The sequence below is a fragment of the Spongiimicrobium sp. 3-5 genome (genome assembly GCF_046557915.1).
Classification (GTDB): domain Bacteria; phylum Bacteroidota; class Bacteroidia; order Flavobacteriales; family Flavobacteriaceae; genus JBHEBG01.
The window spans coordinates 1,642,652-1,656,280 of sequence record NZ_JBHEBG010000001.1; the positions used below are offsets into that span (position 1 = coordinate 1,642,652).

The 13,629-nt window shown below is 39.1% G+C and carries 10 protein-coding genes; 4 read left to right on the top strand and 6 right to left on the bottom strand.

The window, feature by feature from the left end; translation table 11 throughout:
• Nucleotides 1–6: 6 nt before the first annotated feature.
• From ACEQ81_RS06980 to ACEQ81_RS07000, 5 genes are all read right to left on the bottom strand, one after another.
• A complete protein-coding gene (locus ACEQ81_RS06980) occupies nt 7–315 on the bottom strand; it encodes a hypothetical protein (RefSeq protein ID WP_411030133.1) in 309 nt (102 codons plus the stop codon).
• Between the two features lie 13 nt (nt 316–328).
• Entirely contained in the window at nt 329–748 is a 420-nt protein-coding gene (locus tag ACEQ81_RS06985) for an ester cyclase (protein ID WP_411030134.1), read from the bottom strand.
• Between the two features lie 138 nt (nt 749–886).
• Nucleotides 887–1,828: a ketopantoate reductase family protein gene (locus ACEQ81_RS06990; protein WP_411030135.1), complete on the bottom strand. Its 942-nt coding sequence runs from the start codon at nt 1,826–1,828 to the stop codon at nt 887–889.
• 27 nt (nt 1,829–1,855) lie between these two features.
• The gene (locus ACEQ81_RS06995; protein ID WP_411030136.1) at nt 1,856–2,365 is read right to left on the bottom strand and encodes a GNAT family N-acetyltransferase; all 510 of its coding nucleotides are present in this window, start codon (nt 2,363–2,365) and stop codon (nt 1,856–1,858) included.
• Nucleotides 2,366–2,448: 83 nt separating this feature from the next.
• Nucleotides 2,449–2,910: an Lrp/AsnC family transcriptional regulator gene (locus tag ACEQ81_RS07000; RefSeq protein ID WP_411030137.1), complete on the bottom strand. Its 462-nt coding sequence runs from the start codon at nt 2,908–2,910 to the stop codon at nt 2,449–2,451.
• 174 nt (nt 2,911–3,084) lie between these two features.
• Between ACEQ81_RS07000 and ACEQ81_RS07005 the strand changes: the two genes are divergently transcribed.
• From ACEQ81_RS07005 to ACEQ81_RS07015, 3 genes are all read left to right on the top strand, one after another.
• The gene (locus ACEQ81_RS07005; RefSeq protein ID WP_411030138.1) at nt 3,085–4,047 is read left to right on the top strand and encodes an NAD-dependent epimerase/dehydratase family protein; all 963 of its coding nucleotides are present in this window, start codon (nt 3,085–3,087) and stop codon (nt 4,045–4,047) included.
• Between the two features lie 66 nt (nt 4,048–4,113).
• Nucleotides 4,114–5,121, top strand: a complete 1,008-nt coding sequence (locus ACEQ81_RS07010) for a metallophosphoesterase family protein (protein WP_411030139.1) — start codon at nt 4,114–4,116, stop codon at nt 5,119–5,121.
• Between the two features lie 50 nt (nt 5,122–5,171).
• Nucleotides 5,172–7,796 (top strand): alkaline phosphatase D family protein, encoded by a 2,625-nt coding sequence (locus tag ACEQ81_RS07015; protein WP_411030140.1) that lies wholly within the window; start codon nt 5,172–5,174, stop codon nt 7,794–7,796.
• Between the two features lie 21 nt (nt 7,797–7,817).
• On the opposite strand, the gene ACEQ81_RS07020 is transcribed toward ACEQ81_RS07015, so the two are convergent.
• A complete protein-coding gene (locus ACEQ81_RS07020; protein ID WP_411030141.1) occupies nt 7,818–11,945 on the bottom strand; it encodes a response regulator in 4,128 nt (1,375 codons plus the stop codon).
• A 306-nt stretch (nt 11,946–12,251) separates the two neighbouring features.
• Between ACEQ81_RS07020 and ACEQ81_RS07025 the strand changes: the two genes are divergently transcribed.
• The gene (locus tag ACEQ81_RS07025; RefSeq protein ID WP_411030142.1) at nt 12,252–13,622 is read left to right on the top strand and encodes a Gfo/Idh/MocA family protein; all 1,371 of its coding nucleotides are present in this window, start codon (nt 12,252–12,254) and stop codon (nt 13,620–13,622) included.
• Nucleotides 13,623–13,629 lie beyond the last annotated feature (7 nt).

Here is a 13,629-nt window from a genome sequence, read left to right on the forward strand (position 1 = left end):
AGTATCTTACAGTTTAAATCCCGAGCCAACCAGATTTAGCTTTGTCTGTTTCGGAGGTGATACGGGACCGCTGGCTTTAAGTGCCGATCGGAACTCACCAAATTCTTTTACGTCATTTAGCCTTGCCATGGTTTCCCCATCCTTTGCCATATTGATGTGTACAAAGGTATTTGGATCATCTGTATCGGTATAGGAAGAATAGAGCATTCCGGGAATTGGGTTTGCCATTAACGCGTCCATTACTTTGTTGATGTTCCTTTTGTTTTCCTCTACGTAACCGGGTTTAACGGTATATTGGACTTTTACTGCTTCCATAATTGACATGTTTCTATTGATTTGAAGTTTCCATGAAATTCATCAGAACCTCACGCTGACAGGGTAAGTTAAAGGAATTCCAATGTTCTAACATTTGTCCGTTTTTCATTTTGAAAATATGAATATCAGCGTGTTTGTATATTTTTCCATTGCGCTTTCCCGTTCCGGTACCCATCATTGCAACCCAGTTATCCTTTGCAAACAGTATTTCAGGGCTGAGGTCCAGTGTTTCAAATTGCGAAAATGTTCCGTAAACCATTTTGATGATTTCCTTGAACCCTGCTTTGTCCTTTACGCCTTCCGGAGCGTTATGATTCATAAAATCATCGTGTACCAACGTATCTACCTGATCTGTATTACCGGTTGTAAAACCCTGCAGTAATTTTCCAATAGCTTCAATGTTCTTCCTTTCCACTTCCGTTAAATTGCTCATTTTGTTTTTGGGCTAAGATATACAATTTTATAACATTCAACAAAATGGTTGAATGTTATTTTTTTCGAATCAACCTAAAACCCTCGTAAGACCACTTTGGTGTGGTTACGCTATGCTGGGAAAAATCTTTGCAACTTCTCAAAAATTGGTTACTACAGCTTCCAATTCGATGTACAACTTGTGGTAGGTGGGGATCTTTATCCCTAATTTGCAACCCTCCTTTACTACGTAATTGGTAAGAGACCTTAGCTCCGTACGATGGTTTTTATTTTGAAAGTCAGAGTGCATAGAGGAAGTCATCTCGTAGGGTAGGGACTTTATTTTGTTTAAGGTTTTGGGAGCTATATCTTCAGAAACGGCCATTTTTTTTGCCTTCGCCACTTCAGATACCTCAGTGATAAGGTCACTTAGTATTTTCATTTTTTTTCTGTCGGCGAGTATGGCCCCAATGGTAGTATCATAATAGGAGGTCGCGGTGGCGACCGATGATATAAAAATGTACTTTTCCCAGATAATGGACGAAATGTTGGTGGAAAGGGTAGCTTCAATACCTGCGGAAAGAAAAATTTCCTGTAGCTCGGTCAATTTTTCATTTTCAAAATTATCTAGACCAAAGAACAACTTTTGAATGTTCCCTAAATTTTCTACCGTTCCGGCCTGTGTTAAACGCGATATTATGTATACACAACCTTCCAAAACCAGGTTGTAGGGAAGCATCGCTGTAATTCTTTCCCTGCTATCTACCCCGTTTAGCAGAGGTAGTATAACTGTTTTATCGTCAATACACGGTTTTAGCATTTCAATGGTTTCCTCAAGTCCATAACTTTTGGTACAAACAATGATATGGTCCATTGTGCCAAAGGCGTTAGGATCGTCACTTGCAATTTTTGGTCTGGCAATAAAATCCTTTGCACCAATAATTACTCTAAGGCCCTTTTCTTGTATTTTTTTCAAATGTTTTCCCCGAGCCAAAAAATAAACCTCTATTTGGTCATTATTATAGTATTTCTGCGCTAAGAGTCCTCCGAAATAACCTCCAACTCCGCCAATACCTGCTATCAATATTTTAGTTTTGTCCATATGTAATAAATCGATATTAATTTGACCTTAAAATTCGGTAGAGAATAGAAGAAATTGGGTTACGTCTTTATCGGGGCTTATTTTTCCGATTTCCTTAAGTCCAATTTTCTTCAAAAGCCCTTGAGATCTGATATTTTTGCGGGTCGTAATTCCTAAAATCGGATTTAGGTTTAGCTCGGTTTTCCCGTATTTCAACATTGCTTTGGACGCCTCTAAGGTATATCCTTGGTTCTCGTATTTGGGAAGAATGGCAAATCCAATATCCGCGCTGTCTAGATAATCTCTTTTTACAAACCCGCAGATCCCTATAGGTTTGCTGTTCTCTTTAAGACTTACCTTATATAGGCCATAACCATTTTTTGTGTAGGAACTTATCAAACTATGTTCAATATAATTGCGAGCGTCCTCTTCGGAGTTAATATTTCTGTTGCCAATAAACGTTATCCAATTAGGGCTGTTCAACAACTTCAAAAAGAAATGAGCATCGTTTAAGACAGCTTTTTCAATTGTTAATCTTTGGGTTTCGGCTATTTTCATTTTGTTATGCAAGGTTCGTTTTATAAATGTAATCAATACACGAAAATCATCTCGAAATAATAGCAATGTTGATATCCGATCATTTATATATGAAACTCTGAGGTGTGTTTAATTTCTTTGAGTACAAAAGAACTGTTTAAAACCCCTATGTTCTCAATTTTTGAAAGTTTGTACTTAACAAAGTCGTGATAGCCCTCCAAACTTTTGGTATTTATCTTCAGGATAAAATCTACTTTGCCAGCCATATGAAAACATTCTTGAACTTCTTTAAGACTTTGAATTTGTTCTTCAAACTTTTCTATAAATGCCTCTTCGTGAAACCTCATTGAGACTTGGCAAAAGGCAGTTACCGGAAGATTAAGCCGTTTTTTTTCGAGAATGGCTACATATTTTTTTATATAACCCTGTTTTTCAAGCCTTTTAATACGTTCGTATACCGGAGAAATAGTAAGATTAAGGTTTTGTGCAATTTCCTTGGCGGTTTTTTTTGCATCCTTTTGCAATATCCTCAAGATTGTAACGTCCGTTTCGTCCAATAACTCCATGCTAAACAAAAAATATTACTGCATTAATATCAAATAATTGATCAATAAAAGTAAAAATAACTATTAAATCGTTTTCATCAGTAAAAAAAACTTAATTTTTCAATATTAACATAATAATAATTGGCATAATGTATATTTGAAAGTAAATAATACTTTTATAGGATTTGTGGTTTTATGAACAACGCAATTTTGATAACAGGCGCAAACGGACAATTGGGATCCGTTCTTGCTAAGTCCCTTCAAAATAAATATGGGAAACAAAATGTAGTTGCTTCCGATATAAGATCGGCAGGAAGTTTTGACGGTGTTTTTGAACTTATAGACGCTACCGATATCTCTCGTTTGGATGAAGTTGTTTGCAAGTACCGTATAAAGCAGATATTTCATTTGGCAGCTATTCTGTCTGCAAATGGAGAAAAAGCACCATTAAAAACCTGGGATTTAAATATGCAGGCCTGGCTGAATATTTTGGAAACCTCCCTAAAAAACAAAGTGGAAAAAGTTTTTTTCCCAAGCTCCATTGCCGTTTTTGGAGAAAGTGCGCCTAAGGATAACACTCCTAATACTGCCTATTTGGATCCAACCACCTCATATGGCATTAGCAAAGCGGCCGGGGAAAACTGGGGACACTATTACTTTAATAAATATGATTTGGATGTTAGATCTTTAAGATACCCCGGGCTAATCGGATATCAGTCGGTACCTGGTGGAGGAACTACGGACTATGCGGTGGAGGTATATCATAAGGCTGTTTTGGAAGAAAGGTTTAGCTGTTTTTTAAGGGAGGATACTTCCTTACCAATGATGTTTATGGATGATGCGGTTAGGGCAACTATAGAACTAATGGAAGCGCCCAGAGAACGTATTACCATCCGGACGTCATATAACATTGCCGGGACAAGTTTTTCTCCTTCGGAAGTAGTAGCTTCAATTAAAGGATTTTATCATAACTTTAAGGTTAGTTACAATCCGGATCATAGGCAAAACATAGCTGCATCATGGCCAAAGAGTATTGCAGATACGGAAGCTGCAAATGATTGGGGTTGGAAAGCACAATACCACCTTAACGAAATAACGGAAACCATGATCGGTAAGCTAAAGGAGAAGTATGCGCAACATGAGAGCACAATATCCTAAAATATCTGGCTGTTTCCAGATGAACCAATTCATTTCACCTAGATAGAAATTAAAGAAAGCATGGGAATGGATCGTAGAAAATTTATAAACCGATTAAGCGCTGGTGCCGCCACTGCAATCCTACCTACTACTATGTTGTCTTTTAAACCCTTTAATCCGAGAGGGCAACAGCCTCAGAGCCTTACATTTGGGATTATTGCAGACGTACATAAAGATCTTATGCCCGACGCAGATGACCGTCTTCAGGTATTTATAACCGAGGCAATTAGCAGAAATGTCGATTATATTATTCAGCTAGGCGATTTTTGCATGGCCGATAGCAAAAACAGCAATTTTATGTCTATCTGGGAAACTTTTAAAGGTCCCAAATACCATGTGTTGGGAAATCATGACATGGACAAAAATTCAAAGACTGAAATGCTGCAATTTTGGGATATGCCCAAAACTTTTTATTCCTATGATTTCAACAATTTTCATTTTGTTGTTCTCGATGCTAACTTCCTTTATAGAGATGGTAAGTTTATAGATTATGAAAAATCCAATTTTTACGTAGACAGTAACCTTCGGACTTTTATAGACAACGAACAGATAGCATGGTTAAAAGAAGACTTGAACGGAACAAAACTACCTACGGTGATATTTTCCCACCAAAGTCTTTGGCATTATCAATGGGGAGTTAAAAATCGGCTTACCATACAAAAAATTATGGAGGAGCATAAAGATAAGATCATATGCTGTATGAATGGCCATAACCATATAGATTTTCACCATCATCAAAATGGAATAGACTATATAGAGATCAATAGTGCGTCTTATCAATGGATGGAGGATAAATATAGAAACACGGAACGTTATCCAAAAGCCATGTACGATGAGTACAAATGGTTGCCCAATATGGCAACATACAAGGACCCGTTGTATGCATTTGCCACTATCGATCCAAAAGGAAGTATGATGATAGAAGGTGTTAAAAGCCAATGGACTGAGCCTTCCCCTTTAGATGCCGGTATGCCAAAAAATGTGTATGGGAACGTATATTCTGCCCAGATCTCAAATTATAATTTAAAGTTTTAATCAAAGTAACGAACAAGTTTGTTCTTAAGAATCTTTGTAATAATGTAGCAATGAAAAGAAGGGATTCTTTAAAGAAAATTATTTTAGGTGCGGTAATTCCATGTATTTCTTCCGAGGTCTTTGCTGGTAGCGGTTATGGTTTTTGGCCGTATGCCAAAGGGGTTGTTTTTAAAAGTGATTGGCACAATTGGCCAGATATGAAATGGGTGGGCCCAGATTATTGGGGCAATAGGCTACAAGATTGGAAAATAGACAAGGGCAGGGCCATTTGCGATGTTACCGGAGCAGATAGAAACCTACATTTATTACCTATTCAAAAACCCGAACAAAATATTGGGTTTACCACCTCAGTTCGAATTGAAATTTTAAATGATACGATCCTAGGGCTGGAAAATGGTTGTATAGGAATACGGCTAGGGGCTAAAGGACCTTTTGATGACTACAGGTCGGCAGCGGTATTTGGAAAAGGGCTGGATATTGGACTTACGCCAAGCGGAAACCTTGTTATAGGAGAATCCGTTATTAAATCTGGGTTGGAAACCCTTCCCAAAGAATTTGGACTTGTATTGGAAGCCGTTCCTAAGAGCGATGGGTGCTTGTTAAAAATATCCGTTACAAATACCACAACGGACGCCTTGTTGTTTCAACATGAAACCATCCAATTGCCCAGCAATAAGTTAACCGGTAATTTTGCCTTGTTGGCGCATTGTCCGGGAGAAAACAAGAATTCTGAAGAAAACACGGCTTCAGTTGCCTTTAGTGATTGGTCCATTGCATCGGAAGAACTGCATTTTGAGAAAGACCATTTTTTCGGTCCTATTTGTTTTGCGCAATATACCTTGAACAAAGGAAAACTAAAATTAACCGCCCAGCTGGCCCCAATAGAAACAATAGCAGGGCATTCCGTAAGTTTCCAGATTAAAGAGAAAGGGCAATGGAAAGACCTCCGGTCTACAAACATCCAGCATGCGGGAAGAGCGGTAAACTTCACTTTTGAGGATTGGAATAGCGATCGGGACATCCCATACCGTGTTGTGGCCAAAGTTCCTTTAAAAAACAGAACGGAGGATTATTATTATAAAGGTACCATTGCGAAAGAGCCTCTTAAAAAGGACGAAATAAAAGCGGCAGTATTTAGCTGTAATTTTCATTATGGATTTCCGGATGCCGACATTCCGTTAAATGTTTCCAAACTGGATGCCGACATAATATTGTTCCTTGGCGATCAATTTTATGAAGGTACCGGAGGATTTGGGGTGCAATTTAAGGGCAGTTTTGATAAGACTTGTCTAGATTATTTGAGAAAATGGTATATGTTCGGGTGGTCTTATCGCGATCTTTTTAGACATAAACCCTGTGCTATAATACCGGACGACCACGATGTATATCATGGGAATGTCTGGGGCGAAGAAGGAAAGAAAGCAGATACAAGCGGTGGTTATGGAGCTTCGGCGCAAGACTCTGGCGGTTACAAAATGCCTGCAAAATGGGTAAATATGGTACAATTTACGCAGACTAGTCATCTGCCAGATCCGTATGATCCAACTCCGGTAAAACAAGGGATTGGAGTTTACTACACCCATTGGAATTATGGAGGCATTAGTTTTGCCATTTTGGAAGATCGAAAATTTAAGTCAGCACCCAAAAATATTTTGCCAAAAGAGGCTCAGGTAAACAACGGCTGGATTCTTAACGAAGCGTTCGATATTAAAAAGTACAAAGATCTGCCAGCAAATTTGTTAGGGGATCGGCAAGAACGCTTTTTGGAAGAATGGGTCCAAGACTGGTCCAAAGAGGCTTGTATGAAAGTGGTACTGTCACAGACCAATTTTGCTACTGTGGCCACCTTGCCCAAGGAGGCAAAAACGGGAGCGGTGATCCCAGGTTTATATATCCCACAAAAGGGAGAGTATATTGAAGGAGACCGCCCCACCGTGGATATGGATTCTAATGGATGGCCATCGAAGAAGCGGGATGAGGCTGTTGGAATTATCCGTAAGGCCTTTGCTTTTCATATTGCCGGAGACCAACATTTGGGGTCATTTATCCAATACGGGCTAGAGGAACATGGGGATAGTGGACACGCTTTTGCCGGTCCGGCCCTTAATAACATTTGGCCAAGAAGATTCTGGCCATCGGTAGACAGTTCCCTGCATACTTATGAAAACCCAGCCTACGTAGGAGAGCATGTAGACGGTTTTGGTAATAAGATGACGGTAAAAGCAGTTGCCAACCCCCATAGCACAAACAAAAAACCTAAAATAATCCATGATCGTGCGGTAGGCTACGGTCTGGTAACGTTCAATAAAAAGACAAGAACAATCAAAACGGATTGCTGGCCACGTTTTGTGGACCCTACCGAACCGGGGACACAATACCCAGGGTGGCCCATCAGCATTGGGCAAGAGCACAATTATGCAAGAAAAGCACAGGCTTGGTTGCCAGAATTAAAAGTAATCGGAAATCATAGGCCTGTGGTAACAATATTTGATGAAAACAAAGATTTGGTCCATGCTTTAAGGATGGCTACCAGTTCTTACCTTCCAAAGGTATTTAAACCCGGTGCGTATACAGTAGTGGTCCAGGTTCCCGAAACGGAATATTACAAAAAAATCACAAACGTAAAGGCGAAAGTAAAACAACGAAAATCAATACAATTGAACTTGGAGGAATAGAGGCTATCGTTAAAAAAAGACCTATGAGACGGATGCTGCATGGATGTTGTATTTTTTTATTACATCCGATAATCCTATTTTTTTCATTTCCGCTTTTAAGGCCGTCGGGGGTATACCAAATTCTTCTTTAAAACATTTTGTGAAATATTTGGAATCTTTGTATCCCACCATAAAAGCCGCTTCAGATATACCATAGTTACGTTCAATAATTAAAAGGGCAGCTTTCTTCATTTTGAGGGTTCTTTGAAATTCTACCAAGGTTTTTCCCGCAATTTCCTGACATTTTCGGTAAATAACCGAATAACTCATGTTCATAGAAGCCGTTAAATCTTCCAATCTAAAATCTGAGTTTTCAAGCTGAGTATTCAATTCAATTGCCAACCGCTCCATAAAAATGTCATCTCTGGATCTAACTGAAGGTTTATCTGGAGTGCTTACCCTATCCAATTTATATTTGGAGATCATTTTTTCTCGGGTTGCCAGAATATTTGTCACTTTCATTAAAAGTTCATTAAAATTGAACGGTTTTTTAAGGTATTCCACCGCACCGGACTTTAGTCCCTTTAACTTTGTTGCTTCCGCATTTCTTGCTGTTAGCAAAATAATAGGGATATGGGCGGTTAGTTTGTTTTTTCTCAAGGACTTGCTCATCTCAATACCGTCCATTACCGGCATCATAATATCACTTAAAATTAGGTCGGGATTATGTTTTTGGGCCAATGCAATTCCCTGTTGTCCATTTTCTGCTATCAAGACATTAAAGGTAGTAGTAAGCACATCACGCAAAAAAATCTGCATTTCCACATTGTCTTCCACAACAAGCAAGGTATTGGCCTTTTTGTTGGAGGTTATTGAAGGTTCTTTGGATAAACCTTCTTTACCGCTAATTGTTGGTTCTATAAACTGGGTAGCGGCAGTCATTTTTTCCTCTTGTGTAAATATCTCCTCGTTTGAACTTAGCCTAACGGTAAAGCAGGCCCCTTCGCCGTTTGGACAGTTTACCTCGATTTCTCCGTGATGAAGGGTTATGAGCTCTTTTGTTAATGCAAGACCAATTCCCGATCCTACCGCCTTTTTGCCCTCCTCCGCTTGATAGAAGAGTTTAAAAACATCGTCCAACTCCGCTTCCGGTATCCCTGGGCCAGAATCGGTAATGGTAATTTCTATTAAATCTTTTCGGGGTAAACGTTGTACTTTTAATAAAATATTACCTTCTCTAGGGGTAAACTTAAAAGCGTTGGATAAGAGATTATAGAAAACGTGCTCTATCTTATACCTATCATACCAGATGGAGATTTCTTCCTGTGGATATTCCTGTTTAAAATCGATTTGTTTAAAATGAGCCTGTTCCGAAAAAGATAGTGCAATAGTCTTTAGGTCTTTGATGAGATCATTATTGCAAACGCGGAGTTTTAGGGTTCCCAATTCCTTGTTCCTTACGGTCATTAATTCATTGGATATTCTTGAAAGGCGTTGCGCATTGTTTTTTATTAGGTTCAATCGCCGTTTCAGAAGCTTATTTTTGTTAGATGTTGCACGTTGAAGCATATCGTCTATTGGCCCAAGGATCAATGTTAATGGTGTTTGGATTTCGTGCGACATTTTAGCGAAAAAATTCATCTTCATAGCATAGATTTCCTTTTCCTGTCTATTTTGCCAAGCTTCTTTGCGCAATCTGCTTCTTAATCTCAACCAGAGAAACACTCCATAGGTCAAGGCCAGAAGAAATATGGCATATAAAAAATAGGCAAGTGTAGTGCCCCACCATGGGGGAGAAATATGGATACTTATGGATTTTGGGTCTAAATCCCATTCGCCTTTTTTGGATCCTGCTTTTACCTCAAAAATGTAATCTCCGGAAGCAATGTTGGTATAAGTAGCTATGCGATCTTTTTTTGGAACGATCCAGTCGTCATCAAAACCTTGTAATCTGTATGCATAATGGTAATTAGGGTTCATTACATTGTCCAAGGCCGAGAATTGAAATGAAAATGAGGACATACTTGCTTTTAGGTTCAGCTTTTTTACACTTTCCACCCTGCCCGTCAATTGTTCGGGAATCATAGATTTGGCCGGTTTGTTCAAAATTTCAATGTTGTTTATATACAATTGCCCCTTGGTTTCATTTTTGCCCAAATCTCCCGGAAGAAAAAAACTAGTACCGTTCTCTCCTCCAAAATATAGCGTACCATCACTATGTTTAAAAGAACTGTTTCTTAAAAAAGAATTTCCCTGCAGCCCGTCTATCTGATAATAAGATTTTAGGGAATTGTTTCTTGTGTTAAAATGATGAATACCGTTAGAGCTGCTAATCCAAAGATTGTCTTTGTCCTCCACAATTATTGATCTTACCTGAATGTCCTTTAGATTACTTTGTTGTGCCAAGGGTGCATACGTCCCTTTTTGTGGGTCGTGTTTTATTAGAAACCCGGAGGCACATAAAAGAATAAGTCCATCGTTATGGTCGTTTACCAGTGCAGCGATATTATAATTCTGGGAATTATTTTGGTTTGGCTCATAATATTGATGCTGTTCAAATTCTGAATTTTGAAGGTTCGCGGTATTTTCTATGAATTTGTAGAGTCCAGATGGGTTTACTCCCATCCAGATACAATTTTTGGAATCCTCTGTAATGGCAAGGGACAGGGTACCGCTTAGTCCGTGGGAGTTGTAATCATAGGAAGCCAATTGTTCCTGATTTTCTGAAAATACATGTACCGCGGCTCCGGAAGCTACCCATATCCTATTTTTAGAATCTTTGAATAAGTTTCGGATATCTAAAGAGACCCTTCCTCGTGAATCTGCTATTTTTTTCTTGATAAAAGTCCCGGATTTTGGGTTATGTATCCAAAGCCCGTTTTGATAAGTGCCAATCCAGATATTTCCATTGGAATCCTCCAAAAGATCCTGAATATATCTACCTTCGAAAAAACTCTTCCCTGTTTTTGACGGACCGAACCCAGTTTTGCTTCCATCTAGGCGAACTTTCGTCAATCCATCACCATCTGTCCCCATCCATAACGAGCCAACTCTGGTTTTTAGCAAAGACAACAATGGGGTTGGTGTATGGTTTTCCGAACCACTATAATAGCCTATATCCTCGTTATTTTTCGGAAATACGTCAACCTCTCCTTTTTTGGTCACAAACCAAAGATTGCCTTTTGTATCTTGACTGATATTGGTTATGGTGTTATTGCGTATAGAAAATTTATTTTCACTATCGTGCTTAAAAATGGTGGTTCTATTATTATTGGGATCTATTCTATATAGTCCATCACCATCGGTACCCGTCCATATATGGCCAGAACTATCACAAAAGACAGAAATGAACATGGGGTGTTTGCCCCCATTTAAGTAACCTGGGAGTTTATCGTATCTGCTAAATTTTCCTTCATCAGGATGATAGGTAAAGATCCCTTGAGATTCGGTTACCACCCAAAGCCTTCCATTTTTATCGGATACCAATTCAACAATACCGTTGAGATCTCCAATCAGGGGATCGCTTAATTTGGTCAGTTTTTTACTGTTTATGGAATATCCAAATACTTGGCCATTATCGGTACTTACCCACAGTTTCGATGGAGCGGTAAAATCAATACTTCTAATTTCCCCTTGGCGGTTGTGGGCACTTGGAAGAGTTACAATACTGTCCAGAATTTGTGTTTCGTGGTTATAGGCAAATAGCGTTCCTTTTGAGTTCCCCAACCAAACACGATCTTTCTGTGCCTTAATGGCTGTTATCCAACGTTTATTTTGATTTAAAAGCAGATTATTTTTGAAATGAATTTTTGACCCGTTGGTTTTCAACTGTGTTAACTCACCATTAAAAGTGGCCAACCAAAAATTACCAAATGTGTCTTTGGAGAATACAATTTCTCGAGTGTTTACCAAATCATGTCCAAAAATGGTAGAGATAGGTACAAAATCAAACCCGTAACCATCGTATTTATAGAGGCCATCTGCATTGGACAACCATATATAGCCAAAGTTGTCGTTGACTATTTGGGTTCCCCCGCCAAAACTGGGTTCCAAATGGGTAAAACTTGTTTTTTCCTGACCCGAAACGTATAAAAGGGAAAATAATGAAACAAATAGGGTACTAAGGTACTTCCACAATATACCGAAGTCCGGACAAATTAGGGTTTTCATATGTTTCTGTTGTACCATCAAGTATACGATCATAAACAATTCTTTCAGGCGGGTCACAACCAATTTAAGGTACAAAAAATAACTGTCGTTTTGAACAAATTGGCAATATATCCTGTTTTGAAAAAACTACTGATTCGTTTTCTTCAAAAAAGGTAGGGTAATCCTCCATAAGGTGTTATTAGACCAATATGTCTTCCCTTTTCGACCAAAAAATCCACGTTAAGATTATACGGATTTCTCAATTTCGGTATAAGCCTAGTTCTAAAAAGGCCAAATTAAAAAACAATTAACAAAAACAGAGATAAAGTGGATACAAGAAGGCATTTTATTAAAAAATCGGCCATTGTGGGTGCAGGAATCGTAAGTGCTCCCAATCTAACATTGGCAAATATGGGTTCTTCCAGCAAAGATAAGTTAAACGTAGGAATGATTGGCGTTGGTCTTAGGGGTACAAATCATTTAAAGAACCTTCTCTTACGGGACGACGTGGTAATAACAGCTATCTGCGACATTGACGATGCTAGGATAAAACTTTCCTTAGATGCTATCTCCAAAGCGGGTAAGACCAAACCTACGACCTTCGGTAAAAACAACTATGACTATCGTAATTTGTTAGAATTAAAAGAAGTAGATGCTGTTGTTATAGCTACCCCATGGCTTTGGCACACAAAAATGGCTGTTGATGCCATGAAGGCAGGAAAATATACCGGTCTTGAAGTATCTGCAGCAAATACCTTGGAAGAATGTTGGGACCTCGTAAATACCCATGAGCAGACAGGGTCTCACTTAATGATTTTGGAAAATGTAAGCTATAGACAAGACGTGCTTGCGGTATTGAATATGGTAAAACAAAACGTCTTTGGCGAGTTATTACATTTTAGGTGTGGTTACCAGCACGATCTACGTGCCGTTAAGCTAAATGATGGAAAGCAACCTTATGGGGGAGGTGTAGAGTTTGGCGAAAAAGGCACATCCGAAGCCAAATGGCGAACCCAGCATTCCCTTTTACGAAATGCCGACCTATATCCAACGCATGGACTTGGGCCTATTGCCGTGATGGCAGATATTAACCGGGGCAACCGATTTGTATCCTTAACATCACATGCTTCCAAACCCCTGGGATTACATAATTATATAGTGAACCATCCAAAAGGTGGTCCGGACCATGCGAATGCAAAAATAAAATGGAAACAAGGAGATGTTATAACTACGACCATAGAAACCGCGAAAGGGGAAACTATAATCGTTACCCACGACTGTAATCTCCCCAGACCATATTCATTAGGCTTTAGAGTGCAAGGTGTTAGCGGTATCTCCGAGTTTGATTACCATACCAAGCGAATACACGTAGAAGGTGTTACCGAGGGGCATGGTTGGGAGGATATGAAAGACTGGCTACAAAAATATGACCATCCATTGTGGAAAAAACAAGGGGAATATGCCAGGGAAGCCGGTCATGGTGGAATAGACTTCTTTGTAATGGATGCCTTTGTACAATCGGCGAAGCAGAACATTGCACCTCCCATGGATGCTTATGATGCCGCAGCATGGAGCGCTGTAACGCCATTATCGGAGCTGTCTATAGAAAATAATGGCGAGCCACAGGACTTTCCGGACTTTACAAAAGGAAACTGGATTAAAAGAACCCCTTATAACTGGATAAAGGAATCGTATTAAAAACCAA